This window comes from Idiomarina sp. ST10R2A5 (genome assembly GCF_051842325.1).
GTDB classification, from domain to species: Bacteria; Pseudomonadota; Gammaproteobacteria; order Enterobacterales; family Alteromonadaceae; genus Idiomarina; species Idiomarina abyssalis.
In genome coordinates this window covers 178,307-204,249 of the sequence record NZ_JBNIEX010000003.1, presented here as the reverse complement: position 1 = coordinate 204,249, position 25,943 = coordinate 178,307, and the positions used below count along the sequence as shown (strand labels likewise).

Genomic DNA, 25,943 nt, shown 5'->3' with positions numbered 1-25,943 from the left:
GAATGAAAGGCGCACGCGCCGCTAGGGCGCCCCGATTACTGCTGCTGTTTGTTTTCATTACTATTGTGGTATCGGGGCTTTTTATGCAGTTGCCGAATACGCAATGGAGCAGCAGTCTGGCAGACGCTCTGCCTAATGAAGTCTCTGATCTGCAACGTAGCTATTTAAAAAGCCAGCAACCTAACTCGCAGCAATTGTTGCTGGGGTTTGAATCGAAGCAGCATTCCGAAACTGAGATTCTTAAGGTTGTGCAGGAGCAGTTACGTCAGCTGTTCCACGTAGAACCCACCCTACAGCTGGCTGAAATGACAAACCCAAAAGCGGTATTGTCATTTTATCAACAGCAGGCAGGACGACTAGCAACGTTTCGTGACAGGCAAATGCTTGCAAGTGGTGACTATGAATCGTTGATCGCTCGCGCCCAAAAAACCTTACAAAGTCCCGCCCCGGTTTTAACGCCGCTGCAGAGCGATCCGCTATTACTGACACAGCGCTTTATACAGCAATTACCAGATTTAATGCCGGGGTATGAGAGCCACGGCGGGCTTTATACTCGTTCGTCAGAATCAACCCGGCAGGTATTGGTACCGCTGCGTATTGCAGGCGATGCGTTAAGCGTGAACCAGTCCGGGCAGTCCGTTAAGGCAATAAATGACTTTACCAGTAAAGTTACTGAGCAGTTGCCCGGTATTCAGCTCTATAAAAGTGGATTGCTGTTTCATTCCGATGCGGCAGCAAAACAGGCCAAAAAAGAAATGACCTGGTTTGGCGGGCTGTCTCTTCTGGTGGTACTGGCTCTGTTACTCTGGGTTTTCCGTTCGGGGCAGCAGTTGTTCTATACGCTGCTGTTGCTGGGTGTGTCGGCAGCGACGGGTCTATTGGTCACTTTGTTACTAAGCTCCCGGCCGCATGTGCTGATGCTGGTGTTTGCGACCAGCTTTATCGGCTTGTGCATTGACTACGTTATTCATGGCTTTATTGCCCGCAGTCATGGGAAAACGGCCTGGTCAGCACTGAAGCCGGCTTTATGGCTCAGCGGTTTAACCACTGTTTTAGGTTATGTCTTACTTCTGCTGCTGCCTTTACCTTTATTGCAACAGCTAGGCATTTTTATGGCAGTGGCCTTAATTACTGCTATGACCCTGGTGGTGACGACGCTGCCATGGTTGCCGGAGCCAAAAGAGCCTGCCCCACGCTGGCAGCAGTTCTGCCTCAATATGACCAATCTTTACCGGCAGATGCGTAACAAAACCACAACACATTGGTTAAGTGCTATGGCTCTGACCACTCTGGGTCTGCTGGTGTGGTCATTTACCGCTAATGATAACGTCCGGTTACTGGCCAGTTCACCGGAGTCGTTGCTGCAGCAGGAAAACCATTTGCGGGAAACCACCGACTTTTATTTTCAGCCCGATGTACTGTTGGTGGCTGGCGAAACGAAGCAGCAAGCGCTAGAGCGTACCGGCGACTTAGCCAACTTGAACGGCAGCGTCAGTCTTTACGATTACGTGTTGCCGGTGTCAGAACAGCAACAAGTGGTGGAAGGTCAGCAAAGCCTTTTTAAAAGCCAGGCCGGCGAAGGCTATCTGCAATGGTTGGGTATCGACGCGCCTGCATTCAACGGCGCCCCCCAGAAACACCCTTTAGAAAACCAGTTCTTATACCCAGCCGAAGCAGGCTGGATGAGCGTTGTCCGGCTAAAACAGCCATTTAGTTCGGGTGATATTAAAGAGATACCAGGCAGACTGGAGCATTTTAACCCCATTGAGCATGCATCAGACGCATTGACCGAGTATCGGCATTCCATGCAGCTATGGCTCATTGTTTTACTGGTCGTTTCCTTACCCATACTGGCGCTATTTTTACGCTCACAACAGAGTCATAAGCAGCGTGTTCAGGCGGCATGGCAGGTTACCTGTGTTATGACGCTGTCGGTCGCAACAGCGTTGCTGCTGGCTCAGCTAATACAACCTCTGAACTTGTTTCATTGTATTGGCGCTATGTTCGTATTGGTGCTCAGTATCGACTACGGCGTTTTCTGCGCAGGGCGTTTAAAGCGACAGCATGCGCTGCAGGCCATTTATCTGTCAGCTTTCACTACCATGGTGGCTTTTGGTGCATTAAGTTTCAGCTCAACGCCAGCCATTGCTGCTTTCGGTATTATTGTTTTAATTGGGGTCTTTATGAGTGCCCTGTTCAGTCCGTTGATAATAGAGTCGCCTGATCGCTAAGGAAAGAATCATGCAGGAATCGGTTTATGATGTGGCAATTATTGGTGCAGGGCCCGCAGGGGCAACTGCTGCTGCCATGTTGGCAAAGGCTGGAAAGAATGTGTTGGTGGTTGAGAAGCAGGAGTTTCCGCGATTTTCTATTGGCGAAAGCCTGCTGCCCCAGTGCATGACCTTTATTGAAGAAGCCGGGTTGCTGGACACGGTGCTGGAAAACGCAGAGCGGCTGGGGTTCCAGTACAAGGAAGGTGCCGCTTTTTATTATAACGGCAATAAAGTGGACTTTGACTTCCGCAAAAAATCCAGTGAAGGGCCGGGCACCACTTATCAGGTTAAACGTGAGCATTTTGATCAGTTACTGGCGCAGGGCGCGGCAGAGAAAGGTGCAGAAGTCAGACACGGTATTGCGCTGGAAGCCATTGATTTTAGTGACCCGGATGCAGTTAAATTGAGCCTGTCCAGCACCACCGGGAAGACGGAAGCAAAAGCTCGTTTTGTGCTGGATGCCAGTGGTTTTGGTCGAGTACTGCCGCGCTTATTGTCGTTAGAGTCGCCGTCGGACTTTCCAGTGCGCCAGGCCGTTTTCTGTCATGTGAAATCTGAACTTACCGGCGGACACTTCGACCGGACTAAAATCCTCATCACGGTGCACCCACGGAACCCTGAAGTTTGGTACTGGCTCATTCCTTTTGCAGATGGTACCGCCAGTATTGGTGTTGTTGGTGCCAGTGAGTACTTTGCAGAAAATGACAGCGAAAAAGAAGCGCTGTGGAAATTGGTGGCAGACGAGCCTTACCTGCTTGAAGTGTTAGGCGAATACAAGGTAGTTCGTGCTGAACAGCGTATTACTGGCTATTCAGCCAATGTGGATCGTCTATATGGCGACCGGTTTGCGTTGCTCGGTAACGCCGGTGAATTTTTAGATCCGGTTTTTTCTTCGGGGGTGACCATTGCAATGCAGTCTTCATCGTTGGCGGTGCCGTTGGTGTTAAAAGAGCTGAATAACGAACCCCAGGACTGGCAGACGCAATACAGTGACCCTTTGCGTGTCGGTATTACAACCTTTCGCACTTTTGTAAAGGGTTGGTATGATACCCGCTTTCAGGATGTCATTTTTTATCCTGACCAGCAGCAACAGGTGAAAGCGATGATTTGCTCAATTCTGGCTGGCTACGCATGGGATACCAACAACCCTTATGTTCGCGATAGCGAGCGGCGCTTGAACGTATTGGCGGAGCTATGCAGCTAGTATCTCTTAAAGGCGTTTTCTTACTACTGGTAATGGCCATCCTTGCCGGTTGCCAGTCGTTGAGTGGGTATTCCTTTCAGGTGCCTGTTGCAGACGGGAGTTACCAACTGCAGCACAGCTGGCCGGAAAAGCCTGTGCAGCTATGGCAGAAAGTAGAGTGGCAAAAAGGGCAGCAGCAACGCACTTTTATGGTTTCGGCTGTTTTTGATAATGAGCGACTGTTGTTGGTTGCGTTGTCTCCACTTGGATATGAATTATTTCGCAGCGAGATTACTCAAGCGAACGGACTGAGCTTTAAGGGCAGTGAAGCTTTTGACGATGCGCGCCTGGCTCTGCAGGTATGGGCAGATTTGCAAATGGCGCTGTGGCCGCTCGATAGTGTTAATTCAAATTTAGACGGTATGAGCTTACAGACCACCCAGACAAAACGTGAACTTTGGCATAACGGCCAGTTGCTATGGTCAGCAGCTAATGACGATGCCAGTCTGCAACGGGTTATTCAGAATAAATCCATGGGTTATCAATTGGTGATAACAACCCTAGAGTATGAGCTATTAGAAACTGATGACAGTAACACTGAGTGAACCGGGCGCTATTTGTGCGTCGGGCCACAATTGCGAGAGCATTTGGCAGGCTGCGCTAACGGGCGAGCAGGCCGGTTTGAGGGCGTCTGCTTTCGTTACCAACGATGGTACCTCGCTATTTGCCGGGCAGGTAGCGGACGACAAACTGCCAAATATAGACAGCCTGCCGCCGGCAATGCGAACCCGGAATAATCAGTTGGTTGCGGCGGCCTTACAGCAAATTAAAGAGCCACTGCAGGCGCTGATAAATAAGCTGGGCTCTGATCGAGTAGGCGTGATTCTGGGCACCAGTACATCGGGCATAGCTTCGGGTGAGGAAGCGTTAGCACATGATGAAACAAAAGGTGGCCTGCCTGACTCGTTTTATTACGCCATGCAGGAAATGCTCGCACCGGCAGAATGTGTTGCTGAATTAATGGGTATTACCGGTCCGGTTTACAGCCTTTCTACGGCCTGTTCGTCCAGTGCACGTGCTTTTATGAGTGGCCGGTCTTTATTGCGCTCAGGTATGGTCGATGCAGTGGTTGTTGGCGGTGTTGATTCTCTTTGTCAGCTGACCTTAAATGGTTTTAAAGCGCTGGAGTCGACGTCGACGGGGCGCTGTAACCCCTTTAGCGCGAATCGCGATGGTATTACTATTGGTGAAGCTGCCGGGTTATTTATAGCAACTCGTACAGAAGACAATTTACAACCTTCTCTGGTAACGTTAACTGGCGCCTGCGCTACGTCCGATGCTCATCATATGTCCGCACCACACCCTGAAGGGCGTGGCGCCCTAGCGGCTATGCAGGGGGCGTTGTCAGATGCTGAACTGAGTGCAGAGCAGCTTAGCTACATCAACCTGCATGGCACGGCCACACCACTGAACGACAAAATGGAAGCTTTTGCAGTGAATGAACTGGGTGCTTCGCAGGTTCCGGCCAGTTCTACAAAGGCGTTGACCGGGCATACCTTAGGTGCCGCCGGTGCTATTGAAGCGGTGTTCTGCTGGCTGGCGCTTACTCAACAAAACGGGCTGCCAAAGCATGCCTGGGACGGCGTCAAAGATTCGGATATAACGGATATCAATTTATACCAGGGTGACTCATGGCAGACCCCTGTTGAGCATTGTCTGAGTAACTCCTTTGCCTTTGGCGGAAACAATGTTTCCCTGGTTTTTAGCCGAGGAAAGCAACATGGCGCATAATTTAGACGAGCTGATAAAGCACCAACCCCCTATGCGGCTGATTGATGAGCTGTGCTGGGCCGAACCCGGCAAGGGACAGTGTCGGCTAACGGTCAATAGCGATAATTTGTTTTACAGCGAATCGCTTCAGGGTCTACCGGCGCATGTGGGCATCGAACTTATGGCGCAAAGTATCGCCGCTGTTGCCGGGTACCAGCATAAAGCCGCTGGTGGTGAAATTAAGCTGGGCTTTTTACTGGGAAGCCGAAAATATCAGTGTGATATTGCCAGTTTCAAACTGGGCGAGCGATACGATGTGTTCGTTGAAGAACTGCATGTTGAGTCGTCAGGGCTGAGTGTTTTTGAGTGTGACATTCGCCATGGCGATAAGGTGATTGCACAAGCCCGGCTGAATGTTTATCAGCCACCGGATGAAAACGCATTTATAGAGGAAAATTATGGTTGAGGGTATGGCTGAACGAGTGCTTGTCACGGGTTCCGGTAAAGGAATTGGTCGGGCAATTGCGTTGCAACTGGCGAAAGATGGCTTTGATCTGGCCATTCATTGCCGCTCAGACAAAACATCGGCGGCACAGGTTGTTGAAGAAGTTAAAGCATTGGGTCAACAGGCGTCTTTACTGGTGTTTGACGTCAGCGACCGAGAAGCTGCCCGACAGGCGATAGAACAGGATATTGCAGATAACGGCGCTTATTATGGTGCGGTGTGCAATGCTGGCATCACCCGCGATGGCGCTTTCCCTTCACTAACGGAAGATGACTGGGACAGCGTGCTGCAAACTAACCTGGGCGGTTTTTATAATGTGTTGCACCCGTTAATTATGCCCATGATCCAGCAGCGCCGGGGCGGCCGAGTGGTGACTATTGCTTCGGTTTCCGGTATTGCCGGTAATCGTGGGCAGGTTAACTATAGCGCTTCTAAGGGCGGGGTTATTGCGGCGACTAAAGCCTTATCGCTGGAGCTGGCTAAGCGCAAAATTACCGTTAATTGTGTAGCTCCGGGACTGATTGAAACGGATATGACCGGTGAGCTCGAGCATGAGAAAGACATTTTATCCATGATACCCATGCGCCGTGCGGGTAAGCCGGAAGAAGTCGCGGGTTTGGTTGGCTATCTGTTCCAGCCGTCAGCCGCTTACATTACGCGCCAGGTTTTCTCGGTTAATGGTGGGTTAGTTTAATGAAACGTGTGGTCGTAACCGGTATGGGCTGTCTGACAGCTTTTGGTGACAACTGGTCAAGCTTTCGGAGTCGTCTGGAAAGCGGTAAAAATGCCGTAGTTAATATGCCCGAGTGGGAACGTTTTGAAGGGTTGAACACACGCCTGGCAGCACCGATTCAGCCAGCGTTTAAAAAGCCTTCGCATTACTCCCGTAAAGCGGTGCGTTCCATGAGCGGCGTTAGCTTAATGGCCACCCGGGCAACCGAGTTAGCATTAACCGATGCCGGGCTACTGGAGCACCCTTGTATTAGTGACGGAAGCTGCGGTGTTGCTTATGGCTCTTCGACCGGCGATACCGAGCAGATGAAAATCTTCGGTAATATGCTGGAAAACGGTGATATGACCGGTCTGAATGCAACGACCTATATAAAGAGCATGGCTCATACCACGGCGGTTAATCTTGGCGTATTTTACGGCGTCAAAGGGCGGGTACATACCACAAGTTCAGCCTGTACATCCGCTTCTCAAGGTCTGGGTTATGCCTATGAAGCCATTCTTTACGGTCACCAGAAAGTCATGATAGCCGGTGGCGCAGAAGCCTTGTGCCCTTCTGAGGCTGTGGTGTTTGACACCTTATAGGCGACCAGCACCCGCAATGAAGCACCAGAGCAGACCCCCCGACCTTTTGACAAAAATCGTGATGGACTGGTTATTGGTGAAGGTGCGGGAACCTTTATTCTTGAAGAACTGGACCATGCTCTGGAGCGTGGAGCGACTATTTACGCTGAGCTGGTTGGCTTTGGAACTAACTCGGATGGCGCCCATGTTACTCAGCCTACGGCGGAGACCATGGCGGTGGCAATGCAACTTGCGTTACAGCAAGCAAGCTTAGAACCGGAGCAGGTCGGTTATGTAAATGCGCACGGTACTGCTACCGATCGCGGCGATGTTGCTGAATCTAATGCTACCGCAAAGGTATTTAAACGCCAGGTGCCTATCAGTTCGCTGAAGAGCTACTTAGGCCACACTTTGGGAGCTTGTGGCACCATCGAAGCCTGGGCCAGCATTCATATGATGCGGGAGAACTGGTTCGCACCAACAGTGAACCTGACCGATATTGATTCGGAATGTGGTGACCTGGATTACATTACCGGACAAGCCCGAGAGATCGAGACAGACTATGTCATGACCAATAATTTTGCTTTTGGTGGTATTAATACCTCATTAATTTTTAAACGTTGGAATAACTCAAAATAATATAAGGAAATAGAAAATGAAAAAGCTGTTTGTAGCTGCTGTTGTGGTATTGAGTTCATTGTTGTCATTGCAGGCGGAGGCTCGCAATGATTTAGTAACACTGGAGCTTAAGCCCGTAATGGAAAGTAATAAAGCGAAAGAGGCTTTGCTTGATGTTCCGGTCTACTTTGCTGGTCAGTCGCACCCGGAAGTGACTCAGTCAATGGGTGTTGTCACAACCAGCCGTAAGACGAATGCGCTTAATAAATCTGACCGTGAAGCTTGTGAATGGGTTTTGTTGTCGGCATTGAAAGTGCTGCAAGACAACGCCCGTGATAACGGTTACGATGCAGTCATTAACATTAAATCAAATTATGAGCATAATGAGTTCAGCAGTGCCGAGGAGTTTCAGTGCGGCGCTGGCTTTTTAATGGCTGGTGTAGCCTTAAAAGGTGAAGTGGTTAAATTCAAATAAGGATAATTACAATGAAATACCTACTGGGAGCAGTGGCAGTTAGTTTGCTGACAGCCTGCTCACAAAATGTTGAAACGGAACAAGAGGCGAATACGCAATCTATGTCGTATCCCGATACGCGCAAAGGCGATGTGGTTGATACCTACTTTGGTACCGAAGTAGCGGACCCGTATCGTTGGTTAGAAGATGACCGTAGCGAAGAGACAGAAAACTGGGTTAAAGCTCAGAATGAAGTGACTTTCGCACACCTGGAGTCCATTCCATATCGCGAGAAGATAGAAAAGCGTCTGACCGAATTATGGAACTACGAGAAAATCAGCGCACCGTTTAAAGAAGGTGATTACACTTACTTTTACAAAAATGACGGTCTGCAAAACCAGTATGTGGTGTATCGCCAAAAAGGTGATGAAGAGCCGGAAGTGTTTCTGGACCCGAATACTTTTAGTGAAGATGGCACGACTTCGCTGGCGCAATTGACCTTCTCCGACGACGGTTCGCTAGCGGCTTACTCAATTTCTGAAGGTGGTAGCGACTGGCGTAAAATTATCGTCATTGATGCCGAAACCAAGGAGCAGCTGGAAGATCCTTTAGTGGATATTAAATTCAGCGGTATTTCCTGGGTAGGCAATGAAGGTTTCTACTACTCCAGTTATGACAAGCCAGAAGGCAGTGAGCTTTCGGCAAAAACCGATCAGCATAAACTTTATTACCATGAGTTGGGCACGGACCAATCTGACGACAAGTTGGTGTTTGGTGGAACGGATGCTGAGAAACACCGCTATGTTGGTGGTTCAGTAACCGATGATGATCGTTATTTACTCATTTCAGCGGCTAACTCAACGTCGGGTAACAAACTGTTTTTAAAAGACCTGACCGATGAAGACAGTGAACTGGTTACCGTTCTTGATCATACCGACTCTGATACTCGTGTATTAGATAACGATGGTTCAAAGCTTTACCTGGTGACGAACCTCGATGCGCCAAACCAGCGCGTTGTGACCGTTGATGCCAGTAATCCAGCGCCTGAAAACTGGGAAAACTTTATTCCAGAAACTGAAAACGTGTTGAGCGTATCAACCGGTGCGGGCTATATCTTTGCCGAGTACATGGTCGACGCCGTGGCTCAGGTTAAGCAATATGCCTATAACGGCGATATGGTTCGTGAAGTGCAGCTTCCGGGTGTGGGCAGTATTGGTGGCTTCTCAGGTAAAAAAGAAGCGGATGAGTTGTACTACACCTTTACCAACTACAGCACACCGTCAACGATTTATAAATTCGACCCTGATCAGGGCGGCTCTGAAGTTTATGCTGAATCCGGTGCTGATTTTGATTCTGCCAACTACGAATCAAAGCAGGTCTTTTATACTTCCAAAGATGGTACTGAAGTACCTATGATCATCACCTACAAAAAGGGAACAGAGCTGGATGGCTCTAACCCAACAATTTTGTACGGTTATGGTGGTTTTAATATTAGCCTGACACCTTCATTCAGTATTGCTAACGCAGCCTGGTTAGAAATGGGCGGTGTTTACGCTGTCGCTAACCTGCGTGGCGGTGGTGAATACGGTAAAGACTGGCATAAAGCGGGTACTAAGCTGCAAAAGCAAAACGTTTTTGACGACTTTATTGCAGCAGCTGAGTACCTGATTGATGAGAAATACACATCGTCTGAGCAATTGGCGGTTCGTGGCGGCTCTAATGGTGGCTTGCTAGTCGGCGCGGTTATGACTCAGCGGCCGGAACTCTTTGCAGTTGCATTGCCTGCAGTAGGTGTTCTGGACATGCTTCGCTATCACACCTTTACTGCCGGCGCTGGCTGGGCGTATGACTACGGTACTGCGAACGACAGCGAAGAAATGTTTGAGTACTTGCTGGGTTACTCGCCGGTTCACAACGTGGAAGAAGGCGTGGCTTATCCGGCAACGCTGATCACTACGGGTGACCATGATGACCGCGTGGTTCCTGCGCATTCATTTAAGTTTGCTGCAGAGCTTCAGGACAAAGCGGGCGGCGAAAATCCTCAGCTTATCCGTATTGAAACCAATGCCGGGCATGGTGCTGGTACACCGGTGTCAAAAACCATTGAACAGTATTCAGACATATTCGGCTTTACTCTGTATCACATGGGGTTTGAACAACTTCCTGAATAACCACTGACTCGCAAAGGTTTCGTTGTAACCGGCGGAACCTTTGCGTCATTCTTTCGCTATTTTTCACACTTTCCGTTAATCTCTTCCCTTATCATTCTCGTATAATGAGGATTCAATAATGACGAGTGATTTTAATATTATGTGGGTAGTTGGCGCACTGATTGTCGTACTGTTGCTGATTGCTTCAGTGCGCATTGTTCCGCAGCAAAGCGTTTACCTGGTCGAATTGTTCGGTCGTTACCGCCGTATGCTGACGCCCGGTCTTAACTTTATCATTCCGCTGATTGAGCAAGTTGCTCATAAACAGTCAATGAGAACACGTCAGTTGGACGTTGATGTTGAAACTAAAACCAATGACAACGTATTTGTTATTGTCCGGGTGTCCGTGCAGTATCGCGTGAGTAATGAAACCTCAGTTTATAATGCCTTTTATCAACTGGAAAACCCCGAGTGGCAAATGCAGTCGTATGTGTTTGATACGGTGCGCGCGCAAATTCCTAAGCAGAACCTGGATGCGGTGTTTGATAATAAAGACTCTATTTCTAAAGATGTAAAAGAGCAGTTGCGCGATACCATGGAAGAGTATGGGTTTGAAATTATTGCGTCGCTGGTGACCGATATTGACCCGGATCAGTCCGTTAAAGACTCAATGAACCAAATTAACGCAGCAGAACGAGAGCGTCGTGCAGCCGAACATAAAGCAGAAGCTGAAAAAATTATGCTGGTGAAGCAGGCCGAAGCGGATAAAGAGTCCAAAATATTGCAGGGGCAGGGCATCGCCGGTCAGCGTTTAGCCATAGCAGAAGGCTTACGTGACTCTATTGCCATGGTCACTGATCAGGCAAACGATATTACTTCTAAGGACGTTATTGATTTGCTCAAATTTACTAACTACGTGGATGTACTGGGCTCTTTCGATACAGCCGCCAGTAAAGTGATAATGTTGCCGCAGCCGACAGGCCAGCTGGACTCTTTATCGTCGGATATTTTAAGCGCAATGGAAGCGGCCAAAGACAGTAAAAAAGATGGCTGAAACTTTTCCGTTACTGGCAGCTCAACCCATTTATGACAATAAAAACCGCTTTTATGCGGTAGAGCTGCTTTATCGTAGTGCGCTGAACTTAACCGCCGAGACGGTCGGCGATACAGCGGCTACCAGCGAGGTTGTCTTTAACCTTTGTGCGGGCATAACCACCCAAACTGAGCAGTACGATGCTACAGCATTTATCAACGTTTCCAGTGAGTTTTTAGTCTCCCAAAGCTTTCTTCCCATTGAGCCGGACAAAGTGGTTATTGAGCTGGTGGAGCGAATCAAGCCGACCAGAGCCGTCGTTAATGCGGTGGCGCGTTGGTACGAAAAAGGTTTTCGCTTTGCGTTGGATGACTTCGAATTCGACCCTGCCTGGGAGCCTCTGCTGAAGTATGCGTCTTACATCAAAGTGGACGTTTCGACTCTAACGCTGGCACAGGCTAAAGCTTTTAAACAAAAGCTTTCCGGATTCAAAGGAAAGTGGCTGGCTGAGCGGGTGGAAGACGAAGCGACCAAGCAAGCTTATGAAGCCCTGGGTTTTGAGCTGTTTCAGGGCTATTATTTTGCGAAACCAACCGTGGTTTACGGAACTCGGTTAGAGCCTTCCTCTTTGCAACTGGCAAAAATACTATCGCTTTGCTTTGAAAAAGAACCCGATTTAACCGAACTTTCTCAGGTCATTTCAGAAGACCCTAAGTTGTCAGTAAGTCTGCTTAAGATCGTTAACAGCCCTTTATACCCAACAGCGAGCCCTATTACCCGGGTCAAAGACGTTATTATGCGTTTGGGGATCGAGAAACTGAGACGCTGGATAGCCCTCATTGGTTCGGTAACCGCAAGTAGCCCTGAGGCCTCCCGCATGGTCTTAGTTCGGGCGCAGATGTGTTATGAGCTGGCTAAACGGCAAAACTCACCAGATATCGACCCGGACCAATGCTATTTCGTCGGGTTATTATCGGGTATCGATATTATGCTTGGGGTCGATAAGGCGTGTTTCTTTGAAAAGTTACCACTGTCTGAACAAACAAAAATGGCGGTTGATGATTGTGCCGGACCAATGGGACAGTGCTTGCGTATTGCGCTTAGGCTCGAGCAGTTAGTTCAGATGAAACAGCAGCTCCATAAAGTCGATATCCGCTTATTAACCAATTACAGAACGGTGTCGGCAAAAGTTCAGGAGCTGTTTAATACCATTTAAGCCTGGCTTTGTTTCGCTAATTGCTGGATTTTTCCGACAATTGCACGTAAACCGTTACCACGGGTTGGCGTAATGTGGTTCTCTAAGTCCAGTTGCGCAAAGTAGTGGTCGATATCAAACGCCAGAATTTGCTCAGGGGTTTTATTGTGGTAAGCCGCCATGACTAAGGTCAGCAGGCCTTGCACAATGACCGCGTCACTATCTACGTGCAGCAACAGCTTGCCGTCTTTTTCTTCGCTGATAAGCCAGACGTTACTTTGGCAGCCACGCACCAGATACTCTTCTTTATGCTGACTTTCCGGTAAGCCGGGCAGAGCTTTACCTAAATCAATGATGTACTGGTAGCGTTGCTCCCAGTCATCTAAAAACTCTAAGTCATCAATGATTTCATCTGTGCTGGGTAAATTCATGCTGACCAATAACCTTCACTTATAAGTTAAAAGAGTAACTAATGTTAAAAGAAGACGCCGGCTTCAAGCTGAGCTTCTTCGCTCATCATGTCGCGTGACCAGGGTGGGTCAAAGACCAAATCAACTTTCACATTTTTAACGTGCGGTACCAAAGAAACGCGGTATTCCACATCACCCACAAGTACAGGTCCCATGCCGCAGCCCGGTGCGGTTAAGGTCATATCAATGGTGATGGTATGGGTGTCCTGATCAATGTCGACCTTATAAATAAGCCCCAGAGAAACCAGATTAATTGGAATTTCTGGGTCATAAATGGTTTCCAGAGCATCCCACACTTGCTGCTCCGATATTTTGCCGTCGTCTGGTACCGGAAAATCGAGCTTTTCGGGTTTGCGCCCAATAGCATCGGCGTCGGTACCATCTATACGCAGCATGTTGCCCTGAAAGGTGACAGTATAATTACCGCCTAAATCCTGAGTAATGTTAACAAATTCACCCTTAGGAATTACTTTCGGTTCACCCGTTGGCACACGACGTGCCTTAACTTCACGGGTGGTGGACACCATTTTCTGCTGCATAATTTAAACTTCCGTTACTGCACGTTGAAGCTTTCGCCACAACCACATTCGTTGACCACATTCGGGTTGTTGAACTTAACCACGCCGTTAATGCCTTCTTTTACGTAATCAATTTCGGTATTACGCACCAGTTCGAGTGCATTAGAGGCAATCGCGACCTTCAGGTTATCGTTAATATCGACAACTTCATCACCGTCCTCCAGTGCATCGGCCGAACTGAGTACATAGGCATAACCTGTGCAGCCACTCTGTTTAGTGGACAGCCGAATGAACTTACCTGGCTCGTCTTTTAAGCGCGACTCGAAATAACGTACGGCGCTTTCTGTCATCGAAATTAAGGACGATGATGGTACAAATGTTTCTACAGACATGAGTCTCCTCCTGCCATCAGGCTAGCATTAGACGAGCTTTTTTGATGCCTTCAAACAGCATTTCAACCTCGTCTAGCGTATTGTAAATGGAAAACGATGCGCGCGCTGTGCCCGGCACGTTCAGGCGCTTCATTAACGGCTGAGCGCAGTGATCACCCGTACGAATAGCAATCCCCTGTTTGTCGAGCAAAAAGCCAATATCGGCCGGATGCGCACCGTCTAAAATAAAGCTTAGCACGCCAATTTTCTTTGCGGCATGCCCAACAATGGTTAAGCCATCGGTTTGCTCGGCTAATTGTGTTGCTCGTGCCAGTAAAGCGGTTTCGTGAGCCAGAATGTCGGCTGCATCATATTGCCGGAGCCAGTTAATTGCTGCCGCCAGACCAATGGCACCGGCAATATTCGGCGTGCCGGCTTCCAGGCGGTTAGGTAATTCGCCCCAGGTGGCATCCTGGTAACTGACTGTCGCTATCATTTCGCCACCGACTAACCATATGGGCCAGTCTTTTAAAATTTCGTAGCAACCCCAAAGTACGCCGATACCGGTTGGTCCGAATACTTTGTGTCCGGAAAATGCGTAAAAGTCACAGCCAATGTCCTGCACGTCAATAGCGCCATGTGCAACGCCCTGAGCACCATCAATCATCACCAGTGCGTCTTTCGCTTTGGCGGCTGCGGTGAGCTCTTTAATTGGGTTAATGGTGCCAAGTGCATTTGAAATGTGCGGCATTGAAACGAAAGCCGTGTTCTCGCTCAACAGAGCATGAAACTGCTCGGTATTCAGCGAGCCGTCTTCGTTAATGGGTACTACTTTCAATGTTGCGCCCGAGCGTTTACAGGCTTGTTGCCAGGTCACCAAATTTGCATGGTGTTCCATCTCGGTAACTAGCACTTCATCACCGGTTTTTAGTCGCTGGGCAACGCCATTAGCGACTAAGTTAATGCCTTCGGTGGTACCGCTGGTCCAGATAACCTCTTCCTGGCGGCTGGCATTTATATACTCAGCAACGGTTTTGCGCGCTGCTTCGTAACGCCGGGTCGCTTCATCGGACAGGTAGTGAGCACCACGATGAACGTTGGCATTGCACTGAGTGTAGTAATCTGTCAGCGCGTTAATGACCGCCTGCGGCTTCTGGGTGGTTGCAGCGTTGTCCAGGTAAACTAGAGGTTTACCATGAACCTGACGGTGCAGTATCGGGAACTGCTCACGAATTTGCGCAACGTTCAGGCTCATTGCTGCTCCATCATACTTTCAAATCGTGTCTTCAATATGGGCTGTAACCAGTCAGCCAACGCTTTATTCGGCATTTGGAAAACCATCTCTTGCACGAAACCAAAGTTCAGCATCACCAAAGCCTGCTGTTTGTCGATGCCGCGCGTCAGCATGTAGTACAACGCTTCTTCATCAATCTCAGCCACTGTCGCACCGTGTGCGCACTGTACGTCGTCTGCGTAAATTTCCAGTTCGGGCTTGGTATTGATTTGGGCACCGCGGGTCAGTAGCAGGTTACGGTTATTCAATTCAGCCAGAGTTTTCTGTGCATGGCGGTGAATATGAATGCGTCCGTTGAATACCGCTTTTGCCCGATCACCAATAATGCCTCGGGCATTCTCTTCTGTAGTTCCGTTTGGTGATGCGTGCTCAATGGTGCTGTGTAAGTCGAAATGTTCACGCGGAGCCAGTAAATACACGTTATTAAACTTGGCGAAGGCGTGCTCGCCGGCGTGTTCAATATCCACATCTAGGCGCGTTAATTGGCTGCCGTAGCCAATTAAGGTGCTGTTCATTTTGGCATGGTCGTGCAGTTTAAAGTGACTGCCGCCAATATGAATAGACTCACCTTCGTGCAGGGCAAAACGGTAGTGTTCTAAATTCGCTTTTTCGGCAATATCGTACTCGGCAAACGCTGTATTCAAGCTATTACCTGAACCGCTGCCATGCTCAATAATTGTTGCCTGAGCATTTGCACCAACACGTACCAGAGTGCGCTGGTGAGACTCGATACCGGCTGATGCAAAGTTTACAATACGAATTGGCTGATTGATTTTAGCGTCGGCGGCAATATCAATAACAACACCTTGCTGCGCTAATACATCATTAACCAGACCAAACAAATGATGGCTGGGTTTTACTTGCGCAAAAAGAGCTTCTGCTGGTTCGCTTGGCGCAGAAAGCTCACTAATAGTGACGCCTTCCGGCAACTGAAGCTTGCTGATGTCAGTATTCAGTTGGCCATCAACAAAAACCAGATCAAGGCTGTTCAGCCCCTCGATGAAAGGTGCTTCGGCGGTGTTATTGCCTGTGCCTGTCTGCAACTGCAAATCAGCAACCGGGTGCAGCGAGGTATAACGCCAGGCTTCAGTGCGGCGCGTTGGCCATTGCTGCTGCTTTAAAGTGTCCAAGGCTTGTGCCCGGACCGGAGATAGCCAATCGTCAACGGTCGAGGCACGCTCTAGAACGTGGTTTAACCATTGACTCATGCATCTGCTCCTTCTGCTTCAGCTTCTGCTAACCAAGCATAGCCTGAAGCTTCAACTTCTTTAGCCAGCTCAGGACCGCCACTTTTCACAATTTTGCCTTTAGACAGAATGTGGACGTAGTCCGGCTGAATGTAATCCAGCAGGCGCTGATAATGCGTGACAACAATAAAGCTGCGTTTGCCGTCGCGCTGGCTGTTGACGCCTTTTGCAACAACTTGCAGAGCGTCAACGTCCAGGCCGGAATCGGATTCATCAAGAATAGCGATTTTAGGTTCCAGCATAATCAGCTGCATAATCTCGTTACGTTTTTTCTCGCCGCCTGAGAAGCCTTCATTCACACCGCGCTTTAAGAAATCGAGCGGCAACTCAACCTGTTTGCAGGCTTCTTTGGCTTTTTTCAAAAACTCTGCAGAGCTTAAGGCTTTCTCGCCACGCGCTTCGCGTAGGGCGTTAACAGATTCTTTCATGAATTCCATGTTGCTCACGCCGGGTATTTCAACCGGGTACTGGAATGCCAGGAATAATCCGGCTTGAGCGCGTTCTTCAACTTCCATGTCCAGCAAGTCTTTGCCGTCCATCTCAACGCTGCCGCTTTCCACTTCGTAGCCGTCGCGGCCTGATAAAACGTAGCCTAAAGTACTTTTCCCGGCACCGTTAGGACCCATAATAGCGTGTACTTCGCCGGGTTTTATTTCCAGATTCAGGCCTTTCAAAATTGTTGTTTCTTCTACACGTGCGTGCAGATCTTTAATAGATAGCATGTTTTACCCCACTGAACCTTCAAGACTGATTTCAAGCAACTTACCGGCTTCAACTGCGAACTCCATTGGTAGCTCGCGGAATACTTCTTTACAGAAGCCATTTACAATCATTGAGACTGCTTTTTCAGGGTCCAGGCCTCGTTGCCGACATAAGAATAATTGATCGTCACTCACCTTAGAGGTGGTGGCTTCGTGCTCAACAATCGCCGTTGGATTGCTGCTTTCTATATATGGGAATGTGTGTGCGCCGCACTGATCGCCAATGAGTAGCGAGTCACATTCAGTAAAGTTACGCGCGCCTTCAGCACCCGGTCCCATACGCACCAGACCACGATAAGCGTTGTTACTGCGACCGGCGGAAATACCTTTGGAAATGATGGTCGACTTGGTGTTTTTACCTAAGTGAATCATTTTGGTGCCGGTATCGGCTTGTTGTCTGCCGCGGGTTAACGCAACTGAGTAGAATTCACCGACGCTGTTATCACCTTTGAGAATACAGCTTGGGTACTTCCAGGTAACGGCTGAGCCAGTTTCTACCTGAGTCCAGGATATTTTTGCGTTTTTCTCGCACAGGCCGCGTTTAGTGACAAAGTTATAGATACCGCCTTTGCCGTTTTCATCACCCGGATACCAGTTTTGCACCGTAGAGTATTTGATCTCTGCGTCATCCAGTGCAACCAGCTCAACCACGGCTGCGTGTAATTGGTTTTCATCGCGCTGAGGTGCGGTACAACCTTCCAGATAACTGACATGGCTGCCTTCTTCGGCAACAATTAAGGTACGCTCGAACTGACCGGTATTCTGTTCGTTTATGCGGAAGTAGGTTGATAGTTCCATAGGGCAGCGAACGCCTTTTGGAATATAAACAAACGACCCGTCAGTGAATACGGCACTGTTAAGCGCAGCGAAGAAATTGTCGCCACGGGGAACTACGGTACCTAAATACTTTTTAACTAAGTCAGGGTACTTGTGAAGAGCTTCAGAGATAGGGCAGAAGATCACGCCAGCCTCTTCCAGTTTCTCCCGGAACGTAGTGACGACGGAAACCGAGTCGAAGACCGCATCGACGGCTACACCGGCCAGCATCTCCTGCTCGTGCAGAGGAATACCGAGTTTTTCATAGGTGCGCAGCAATTCAGGATCAACCTCGTCTAACGACTTAGGTTTATCTTTCATGCTTTTAGGCGCTGAGTAGTATGAAATAGACTGGTAATCCACTTTGGGATAATCGACGTGTGCCCAGTCCGGCTCTTCCATTTTTAACCAGGTGCGATAAGCCTTTAGCCGCCATTCCAGCATCCATTCCGGCTCGCCCTTAATGGCGGATAGACGGGCAATGACGTCTTCATCCAAGCCAATTGGAAAAGTTTCTGACTCTATTTCTGAAACGAAGCCTGCATCGTATTTACGTGCAAGCGCCTGATCAATCTGTTCACTCATGATTTACCCACTCTAAAAGCTGCGGATGGGAATTTCGCCCGTTACTGGCCAATAGTATAAAATACCTGACTAAAACACTCAACTTTATCTGTTGACCCACATTATACGGGATTGCAGCCCTTTTGTCGCTTATTTCGCCTACCGTGAGTGAGGTTATCTTACCTTTATGTCCGTCATTATGTTTTATTGGAAATAGAGCGCTTGTTACATTTTGTAACATGTTCTAAGGTGCATAAACTTTCAGCATAAAAAATAATCGTATATTATAAAGGGTCACATAGTTCGTTAGAAAAATGTAATTCAAATCATAAACGAAGTAACGAATATGTGTTTTAACTTTAAGGGATGTTATGGCGCGTTTTACTCAGTTAGCTTTAATTGAACATCAAAAGCGTACACAGAACTTGGGGTTGCTTGCTGAATCTTTAGAAATATCGGTTGTCCATCGTACCTTCTCTGAACTGGTTGAAAGTTCGCCGCTGGAAAATACGATGGTAGCTTACTCGTTAGGTTCAGAGCAGCTTTCGAGGTCTCATACCACCAATGAAATTGCAGCTCTAACCAGAACTTATCCCTTGTTTTTAGTTAACGCCAGAAAAGATGAGGTACGTCCGAACCAGGCGCTAAACCTGGGTGCGCGTGGTATTATTTATGAAAACGATCATTTAGATCGCGTGCTCACTGCTATCAAAGTGATAGGTCAGGGTGAGTTGTATTACCCGCGTTCACTGCTTTCCGGTAAAATTGAAGAAATGATGTTGCGGCGCCAGGCCGATGACGACTCTTTTACTACTGCGTCACAAGTAAACTCTCTGACTCCTCAAGAATTGAAGATTATTGAGCTGGTGGCAACTGGCGCACGTAATAAAGAAATTGCAGAACAGTTAAATATAAGTGCTCACACGGTAAAAACACACTTGTCTTCAATTTTTAGAAAAACCGGAGCGCGCAATCGGGTTGAGCTTTTAAAGTGGTCGAATTACGCAACGTCCGGTTAAATAAAATAGAGAATCAGCGATTAGCTATCCGCTCGCCAAAAGCCTCTCTCTTGTCCCTTTTCAATTAATTCAAATAATGCCTTTTCCATTGCTTGCTTAACAGAAAGCTGAACCGGTTCGTTCGTCGAATAGCCACCTTCAAATTCAGCCAGACGATTTAAGGAAACGTAACGAAACAGGCCTGCTCTTAGCTCTTGTGAAAAGACTTTTTTGTTTGCCGAAACAGAGAGAAGAACCTGCCCTGTGTATACATCGACAGCACGTATATAAACGGATACCTGATCTTCCCGGTATAACTCCGATGCTCCGATACCAAAATATTCGGCTCCAATACCACCGGTACTGACATTTGTGTCGTAGCTAATAATGCCGCCTTCCAGCAGTAATCGAGCCTCTCGTAACGGAGGTAAGTCAGAACTCTTGCTTGAGTTATGAATTTTGCGCTCAGTAAGCAGGTTCTGTAAGTTTTCTCTTTCCATGGGTAAGAACCAGCCAGACTCAAGTAACATCTGAGTCAGTATCGACGTAGCACCCTGAGTCACGGCAGTGGAAAAACTTGAGACATTAGCTTGTGGTTTGTATTGCCCGGTTTGGTCCCGAAAAGCATAAACCGAGACGGGAATGCGATTTTTAGGTAAAGGGCTTTCTTTTAAGGTCAGCATCATTGAGCTGGGCGCATCAATTTCAGCTGGTTGGATATTCAGGCTTGTCGGCTTGGGCATCATAGCGCAACCGGACATTGCGACTGACAAGACCAATAAAATGATAGTACGAATATTCATGGTAACTCTCTTAAATCGAAGGCATTGTTATAACGGTTTGCTCACCGGTTTCGTTATGCGTGATATAAACGAGCACGCTGCCGTCAGGCTGGCCAATGACTTCCACTGTGTACTCACCAGTGTCATAAAGGCCTTCAACGATCTCACCGTCCGCTATTCGGCGAGTAAGCGAGTTGATAATGTTTCTTTCAAGTGCATCTCTGAAGCGATCGACGAATGAGCGTCCTTCATCAGGAGCTGTATGTGCGTTTTGGCTCTGAGCTTTTTGTAACAGAAAGCTGCCATTCATTGGGTTTCCGCCAAAGCTGGGGTTAATTGGTTGATAGACAATTTCTGTCGCAGCAACCAATGGGGATGATAAAGCCAAAGCTAAACTGATAATTGATAGTCTTTTTTTCATAGTTAACGCCTTTTTAGAATTGATTATTTTCTGGCGAATCAAAAACTGAGTCTGCTTTTATACGGGCGACCTGGTTAATGCTTATAAGGATGGCCTGTTCAGCCAGCTTCTTTACGTCATTTTGGCGACGGCCAAAATAGGTTTCGAAGACTTTTTGTTGTTCCATTTCCACCCACAGGTAAGTGCCTGCTTGTGGGTACACTCGCTCGTTAACGACGACTGTAATTCCATTAGTCGATGGTATATCTCGCCAGTAGCTGGTGTAGTAAAAGAAAAAGTCTTTGCCAAAACGAGATATCGTTCTGTCCAGGACCATTCCTCCAAGCTCTATTTCATCCGCCTGGCTAAAAGGAGTCATTAAAATGAGAGCAAAAATGAGTTTCTTTAACATAAGCGCCTAAAAAGCGGCTACTAAAAGCAGCCGCTTTATATTATTGAGCTAATACTGAATTAGTATTGAACTACTGTTGCTACGTTATAGTCGCCTTGCTGATAAACACTCATGGTGTTGGTATCGCTAAATTGACCACCAGTCACAACGTTGTTGTCACCAACCTGCTGAATGTCAACGCTGCCACCATTACCTCCGACAATAAATGACCCTTCGTCGCCAGCAATAATGTTGTTGTTACCTTCCTGAACGAAAGCGATAAGGTTGTCATTACCACCGATAATGGTATCGATAAGGTTAATGTCGCCAGTTTGCTCTGACTGAAGGTCGTTGCCTGAGGTTGTGCCTGCGTCGTATGAGTACGCCAACAAGGTATTGCTGTCTCCGTCCTGGCGTGAGTCAACTTCGTTGTCGTCACCTGCAATAACGATTTCAGCAGTGTTAGCATCTCCGTATTGGCGGCTAGATGCTTCGTTGTCTGCACCAATTAAAGCAACACCGTTGAAGTTATTGTCACCACGGCTTTGGATGTGGATGTCGTTGTATGCGCCATAAGACTCCGCAACAGCGATGTTGTCGTCACCACGTTGACTCATTGAAATAATGTGGTCATCACCTTCGGTTGCGAAAACTGCGTAGTTGTTATCACCGTTTTGGTGCGCATCAACTGTGTTGTAGTTACCTACCATGCCAGTTGCGGCTTCTACTACGTTTGTATTACCTTCTTGCTGAACAGCGATTTCGTTTAAATCACCTTGGATTGGCTGAATCAAGAATTCATTGCTAGCGCCGTCCTGATATACGTCTACCAGGTTTTCGTCACCCGCCAGGTTCTCTGCAATGAAGATGTTCGCTGAACCAAACTGCTGAACGTAAACCTCGTTCATGTCGCCATTAGCGCCGACTACACCACCTACGTTGCCATCGCCTTCTTGATCAGCAATAAATACGTTGGCATCACCCGTTGCATTAAAGTAACCGGCTTCATTAAGTGAACCTGACTGATAGGCTGAAAACTGGTTGTCACTACCTTCAATTTGGAAGCTAGCCCAGTTAGAGTCACCGAACTGTGAAATATCGGCAGCGTTGTAGTCTCCAGTCAAATCGATAGAGGCAGTGTTTCCAGCACCTGCTTGCTCAACGTAAGCAGAGTTACCATTGCCCGTCAGGAAGACTTCAGATGAATTCATGTCGCCTTCTTGAAGACTCGTTAACATGTTGTCATTACCGGTCGCTTCTGAGTCGAAGATATTCCAGAAACCAGACTGCTCACCCTCAACAAAGTTAAAGTCGCCGGTCACATAAGTATAAGCTTCCTGCCAGTCGTCAAACTGAAGAAGTGACGTATCGTTACCTTCTCCGTACTGGTCAGCGTAAGCCCAGCTAAAGACACCGCTTTGCTCGATGTACATGTTGTTGCCGAATTCAACGGCTTCTGATGAATCCTGGTTAACAACCGCAATGTGTGTTTCTGCAGCAGCATAACCTGAGAATGCCAGACCTAAGGCTAAAGCTACTGCACTTTTTTTAAGAATTGTATTAGACATGTTTTGTTCTCCATTGATTGTTCTTATTTGAACTGCGTGATGGACATTTCAGCGGCAGCGCCTGTCTGCTGAATGGTTATAGAGTTTCCATCACCAAGTTGTTGAAGCTGAATGACATTGCTTTGCCCAACTTGAAGAATGGTCGCTGAATTACTGCGTCCAGACTGCTCTGCAGTGACAGAATTATTGAACCCTTGCTGCTCGATAGTCAGAGTGTTTTCCAACCCGAACTGAACGAGGTATGCGTAATTTTGCTCTCCTGCCTGCGCTACTGAAGTGAGGTTATATGAGCCTAGTTGAGCAATTTCGGCATGGTTTGCAAGGGACTGCCGCTCCAGTAACCCTGCTAATGCAACAGATAACTCGTCAGCCTTTCCTGAAAAAGAGATGAGGATGACAGCTGTTGCTACTAAAAGTTGTTTAATGAAAGTCAAAGCGGAACACCTTTTGTTAATAATTCCGCTAACAAGAATAGAGGTTCAAATGTGCGCGACAATCGTATGAATGGTGTATTTTTTAGATGGTATTTGAACGGGAAAGTTATTATTTAACAAAGTGTTAGTCGTTAATTTTCTCGGGAGCAACCTGAATGTCCTAGTCCCTTTTTCGTATTTATCGTAAAGAACATTAAATATTTAACTTTTGGCGTAAATCAGTGTGAAAAATATGCTACTTCTTTTTTAGTGCTGAAAAAGCAGTTCGCACAGGTAAATGATATTCCTACAACAATAATGAGGAAGGAAGCATGACGAATTTGAAAAAATTGGTCGTTGGCGTATCTATGGCACTTGCTGCAGGAACAGCTGCTGCCAATAGTAAACAAGCGGACGACGACTCTCTGTTGGTGGTTTTTAAAGCCTCGGCAACGAAAGAGCAGCGCCTGGACCTGATAAGTAATGCAGGTGGTACTTTGCGTGCACTTGATAACCGCGGTCGGGACATGGCAATGCGGAACATTGCTGATGGACGTATTGCAAAAGTAAACGTACGTAATGCTAAGCAGCGTGATGCATTAATTAAGCGGCTCTCAAACCACCCTTTAGTTGATGTAGCTGAACCGAACTACATCATTTCAATTAACGATACGAAGAGCTCGAATTTCAACATCCTGGCGACGCCGGACGACCCAGCTTTTGGCGACATGTGGGCTTTGGAAAATACCGGGCAAAGCGGCGGTACGCCGGGTGTCGATATCGATGCGCGTCCAGCGTGGGATATCACAACGGGTGATTCGACCATAGTCATTGGTGTTATTGACTCTGGTGTTGACTATACGCACCCGGATTTAGCCGGAAACATGTGGGTTAACCCAGGTGAAGTTTGTGACAACGGTCAGGACGATGACGGTAACGGCGTTGTTGATGACTGCTACGGTTACTCTGCAGTTAATTCAAACGGCGATCCAATGGATGAAAACGGTCATGGTACGCATGTTGCTGGTACTATCGGCGCTAGTTCAAACAATGGCGAAGGTGTAACGGGCGTTAACTGGGACGTTGAAATTGTTGGTTGTCAGTTCCTGGATGCATCAGGTTCAGGTAGTACAGCTGCGGCTATAGAATGTATTGACTACATGACTAACCTGAAGGTGAATCATGGCGTTAACTTAGTTGCGACGAACAACTCCTGGGGTGGCGGCGCATACTCTGAATCACTACGAACTGCTATCAGTGACAGTATTGATGAAGGCATTATGTTTGTTTCTGCGGCCGGTAACGATGGTATCGATTCGGACGTTACTGCAAGTTACCCGGGTGGTTACGACTTAGACGGTATTGTTAACGTCGCAAATACCACGCGTACTGATGCAATGGCTGCCTCTTCAACTTATGGTGCTGTGTCTGTTGACTTAGGTGCACCAGGTACTGAAATTCTGTCAACTTATCTAAATGGTGGTTACGCAACAGCCTCTGGTACCTCAATGGCAAGCCCTCACGTAGCTGGTGTTGCAGGCTTAGTGTGGTCTATTGCTCCGCATTTGACGGTTGCTGAAGTTAAGCAAATTCTGATGGACTCTGGGGAAAGCAACCCAGCTTTAGCCGGTAAAACAGTGTCTGGTAACCGTTTAAATGCATTGAGTGCTCTCGAAGCTGCGGATCCTGATCCAGCTTATCGCCTAACACTCTCTCCGGTATCTCAGGAAATTGTTGCTGGTGATAACGCTACATTAACTCTGGATGTGGGCAGTATTGCTGACTGGTCAGGGGCTGTTGATTTAACGGTTTCTTCTGAACCTCAGCTTGATGTCTCTTTGTCTTCTAACCAGGCACAAAATGGCGAATCAGTTGATGTTCAAGTAGCAACAACTGAAGACACAGCTTGGGGCGAATACGCTATAACGGTTAATGGTACCGATGTAGAAACTGGTGAAATGACCCGAGATGTTAGCGCAAGCGTTTATGTCTTGCCACAGGGCTTATCTGAGTTTTATTACGATGATGCTGCCGGTGTTGATATCCCGGATGACGACAGCAACGGTATTACTCGAGTGATCAACGTGCCTGATACAGGCGTGGTCTTCGGTGCTGATGTCAGTGTTGATATTACTCATACATGGCGTGGTGATTTAATCGTTACTTTAACATCGCCTGAAGGTACAGAGCATGTACTGCATGACCGTACTGGCGGCAGCGAAGATGATTTGGTTCAGAGCTGGTCGCTGGATAGCTTTAACGGTGAAGATATGACCGGTGACTGGACGCTGAATGTATCAGACAACGCTGGTGCAGATACCGGTGTATTGAACCATTGGTCCTTAACTCTAACCGCTGTTGAAGAAGACGATGGCTTACCAGATGCTCCTGTTGCAGGTTTTGAAGCAGACGCGGCTGACTTAACGGTAAGCTTTACGAATACATCAACAGACAGCGATGGTGACATTGAGAGTTATTTCTGGGAGTTTGGTGACGGTAGCACTTCGACAGAAGCAAACCCTGTGTATGCGTACTCTCAAGAAGGAACCTACGATGTTACTTTAACAGTGACTGATGCAACTGAGCTATCAGATACTGTGACGCAGTCTGTGACGCTAAGCCTTACCGATATCGAGCTAGACGTTTATCGTTCACGCTTACTGCGTAGCGGAACCGCTTTGGTTGACCTGCGTTGGTCAGGCGCTGCGGGCGACGTCGACTTGTATCGTAACGGTGAGTTTGTTGAAACATTATCAAACTCAGGCCGAGTACGTGACCGCTTTGACTCGGATGGTAGCGATGTTGTCTACAAACTGTGTGAAGCGGGTACAGAAGCTTGTGATTCAGTAACAGTTAGTTTTCAATAACATTGAATT

24 protein-coding genes and 1 pseudogene are annotated in these 25,943 nt (G+C 47.8%); 13 read left to right on the top strand and 12 right to left on the bottom strand.

The annotated features are described in order from the left end of the window. The first annotated feature begins 2 nt into the window (after window positions 1-2). The 11 genes and pseudogenes from ACP7FG_RS05480 (at window position 3) to ACP7FG_RS05430 (ending at window position 12,495) form a co-directional block, all read left to right on the top strand. Complete coding sequence (locus tag ACP7FG_RS05480) at window positions 3-2,231, top strand: MMPL family transporter (RefSeq protein ID WP_439225774.1); 2,229 nt, start codon at window positions 3-5, stop codon at window positions 2,229-2,231. 10 nt (window positions 2,232-2,241) lie between these two features. Next, the gene (locus ACP7FG_RS05475; RefSeq protein WP_439225773.1) at window positions 2,242-3,477 is read left to right on the top strand and encodes an NAD(P)/FAD-dependent oxidoreductase; all 1,236 of its coding nucleotides are present in this window, start codon (window positions 2,242-2,244) and stop codon (window positions 3,475-3,477) included. Further along, window positions 3,468-4,061 carry a DUF3261 domain-containing protein gene (locus ACP7FG_RS05470; RefSeq protein WP_439225772.1) on the top strand — a complete coding sequence of 198 codons (594 nt, stop codon included), beginning with the start codon at window positions 3,468-3,470 and terminating at the stop codon, window positions 4,059-4,061. The genes ACP7FG_RS05475 and ACP7FG_RS05470 overlap by 10 nt, the downstream gene beginning before the upstream one ends. Further along, window positions 4,042-5,247 carry a beta-ketoacyl-ACP synthase gene (locus ACP7FG_RS05465; protein ID WP_439225771.1) on the top strand — a complete coding sequence of 402 codons (1,206 nt, stop codon included), beginning with the start codon at window positions 4,042-4,044 and terminating at the stop codon, window positions 5,245-5,247. Before ACP7FG_RS05470 ends, ACP7FG_RS05465 begins: the two co-directional genes overlap by 20 nt. Next, window positions 5,237-5,692 carry a hotdog family protein gene (locus ACP7FG_RS05460; protein ID WP_439225770.1) on the top strand — a complete coding sequence of 152 codons (456 nt, stop codon included), beginning with the start codon at window positions 5,237-5,239 and terminating at the stop codon, window positions 5,690-5,692. The genes ACP7FG_RS05465 and ACP7FG_RS05460 overlap by 11 nt, the downstream gene beginning before the upstream one ends. Window positions 5,693-5,696: 4 nt before the next feature. Further along, on the top strand, window positions 5,697-6,425 hold the full coding sequence (fabG, locus tag ACP7FG_RS05455; RefSeq protein ID WP_439225873.1) for a 3-oxoacyl-ACP reductase FabG: 729 nt from the start codon (window positions 5,697-5,699) through the stop codon (window positions 6,423-6,425). Next, window positions 6,425-7,663: pseudogene (locus ACP7FG_RS05450) on the top strand (beta-ketoacyl-ACP synthase). Before fabG ends, ACP7FG_RS05450 begins: the two are co-directional and overlap by 1 nt. Before the next feature lie 16 nt (window positions 7,664-7,679). Next, on the top strand, window positions 7,680-8,117 hold the full coding sequence (locus tag ACP7FG_RS05445; protein WP_439225769.1) for an excinuclease ABC subunit A: 438 nt from the start codon (window positions 7,680-7,682) through the stop codon (window positions 8,115-8,117). Between the two features lie 11 nt (window positions 8,118-8,128). Next, window positions 8,129-10,267, top strand: a complete 2,139-nt coding sequence (locus ACP7FG_RS05440) for a prolyl oligopeptidase family serine peptidase (RefSeq protein WP_439225768.1) — start codon at window positions 8,129-8,131, stop codon at window positions 10,265-10,267. A 118-nt stretch (window positions 10,268-10,385) separates the two neighbouring features. Then, window positions 10,386-11,300: an SPFH domain-containing protein gene (locus ACP7FG_RS05435; RefSeq protein ID WP_054488749.1), complete on the top strand. Its 915-nt coding sequence runs from the start codon at window positions 10,386-10,388 to the stop codon at window positions 11,298-11,300. Further along, on the top strand, window positions 11,293-12,495 hold the full coding sequence (locus tag ACP7FG_RS05430; RefSeq protein ID WP_439225767.1) for an EAL and HDOD domain-containing protein: 1,203 nt from the start codon (window positions 11,293-11,295) through the stop codon (window positions 12,493-12,495). Before ACP7FG_RS05435 ends, ACP7FG_RS05430 begins: the two co-directional genes overlap by 8 nt. Here the strand turns inward: ACP7FG_RS05430 and ACP7FG_RS05425 are convergent. Genes ACP7FG_RS05425 through sufB form a run of 7 tightly spaced genes read right to left on the bottom strand, consistent with a single transcriptional unit; the run spans window position 12,492 to window position 18,536 of the window. Beyond that, window positions 12,492-12,905 carry a SufE family protein gene (locus tag ACP7FG_RS05425; protein WP_054488745.1) on the bottom strand — a complete coding sequence of 138 codons (414 nt, stop codon included), beginning with the start codon at window positions 12,903-12,905 and terminating at the stop codon, window positions 12,492-12,494. The genes ACP7FG_RS05430 and ACP7FG_RS05425 overlap by 4 nt on opposite strands. Window positions 12,906-12,949: 44 nt before the next feature. Beyond that, window positions 12,950-13,483 (bottom strand): putative Fe-S cluster assembly protein SufT, encoded by a 534-nt coding sequence (gene sufT / locus ACP7FG_RS05420; RefSeq protein ID WP_222236189.1) that lies wholly within the window; start codon window positions 13,481-13,483, stop codon window positions 12,950-12,952. 14 nt (window positions 13,484-13,497) lie between these two features. Continuing rightward, entirely contained in the window at window positions 13,498-13,854 is a 357-nt protein-coding gene (locus tag ACP7FG_RS05415; protein ID WP_054488741.1) for a HesB/IscA family protein, read from the bottom strand. Window positions 13,855-13,870: 16 nt separating this feature from the next. After that, entirely contained in the window at window positions 13,871-15,088 is a 1,218-nt protein-coding gene (locus ACP7FG_RS05410; RefSeq protein WP_417437387.1) for an aminotransferase class V-fold PLP-dependent enzyme, read from the bottom strand. Further along, window positions 15,085-16,335 carry a Fe-S cluster assembly protein SufD gene (sufD, locus tag ACP7FG_RS05405; protein ID WP_439225766.1) on the bottom strand — a complete coding sequence of 417 codons (1,251 nt, stop codon included), beginning with the start codon at window positions 16,333-16,335 and terminating at the stop codon, window positions 15,085-15,087. The genes ACP7FG_RS05410 and sufD overlap by 4 nt, the downstream gene beginning before the upstream one ends. Continuing rightward, the gene (gene sufC / locus ACP7FG_RS05400; RefSeq protein ID WP_054488736.1) at window positions 16,332-17,096 is read right to left on the bottom strand and encodes a Fe-S cluster assembly ATPase SufC; all 765 of its coding nucleotides are present in this window, start codon (window positions 17,094-17,096) and stop codon (window positions 16,332-16,334) included. Before sufC ends, sufD begins: the two co-directional genes overlap by 4 nt. A gap of 3 nt (window positions 17,097-17,099) precedes the next feature. After that, entirely contained in the window at window positions 17,100-18,536 is a 1,437-nt protein-coding gene (gene sufB / locus ACP7FG_RS05395) for a Fe-S cluster assembly protein SufB (protein ID WP_054488734.1), read from the bottom strand. A gap of 350 nt (window positions 18,537-18,886) precedes the next feature. Here sufB and ACP7FG_RS05390 point away from each other — a divergent pair, with 350 nt between their 5' ends. Next, window positions 18,887-19,534 (top strand): response regulator transcription factor, encoded by a 648-nt coding sequence (locus ACP7FG_RS05390; RefSeq protein ID WP_054488731.1) that lies wholly within the window; start codon window positions 18,887-18,889, stop codon window positions 19,532-19,534. Window positions 19,535-19,554: 20 nt separating this feature from the next. Here ACP7FG_RS05390 and ACP7FG_RS05385 read toward each other — a convergent pair whose 3' ends face one another. Genes ACP7FG_RS05385 through ACP7FG_RS05365 form a run of 5 tightly spaced genes read right to left on the bottom strand, consistent with a single transcriptional unit; the run spans window position 19,555 to window position 23,088 of the window. Further along, the gene (locus ACP7FG_RS05385) at window positions 19,555-20,316 is read right to left on the bottom strand and encodes a CsgG/HfaB family protein (RefSeq protein ID WP_054488729.1); all 762 of its coding nucleotides are present in this window, start codon (window positions 20,314-20,316) and stop codon (window positions 19,555-19,557) included. A 10-nt stretch (window positions 20,317-20,326) separates the two neighbouring features. Further along, window positions 20,327-20,716: a curli assembly protein CsgF gene (locus ACP7FG_RS05380; protein WP_054488727.1), complete on the bottom strand. Its 390-nt coding sequence runs from the start codon at window positions 20,714-20,716 to the stop codon at window positions 20,327-20,329. Between the two features lie 13 nt (window positions 20,717-20,729). Next, window positions 20,730-21,107: a curli production assembly/transport protein CsgE gene (locus ACP7FG_RS05375; protein WP_439225765.1), complete on the bottom strand. Its 378-nt coding sequence runs from the start codon at window positions 21,105-21,107 to the stop codon at window positions 20,730-20,732. 59 nt (window positions 21,108-21,166) lie between these two features. Continuing rightward, window positions 21,167-22,654, bottom strand: coding sequence for a hypothetical protein (locus ACP7FG_RS05370; protein WP_439225763.1), 1,488 nt, complete (start codon window positions 22,652-22,654; stop codon window positions 21,167-21,169). A gap of 23 nt (window positions 22,655-22,677) precedes the next feature. After that, a complete protein-coding gene (locus ACP7FG_RS05365) occupies window positions 22,678-23,088 on the bottom strand; it encodes a curlin subunit CsgB (protein WP_054488721.1) in 411 nt (136 codons plus the stop codon). Window positions 23,089-23,399: 311 nt separating this feature from the next. Here ACP7FG_RS05365 and ACP7FG_RS05360 point away from each other — a divergent pair, with 311 nt between their 5' ends. Further along, window positions 23,400-25,934, top strand: a complete 2,535-nt coding sequence (locus ACP7FG_RS05360; RefSeq protein ID WP_439225762.1) for a S8 family serine peptidase — start codon at window positions 23,400-23,402, stop codon at window positions 25,932-25,934. Window positions 25,935-25,943: the final 9 nt, after the last annotated feature.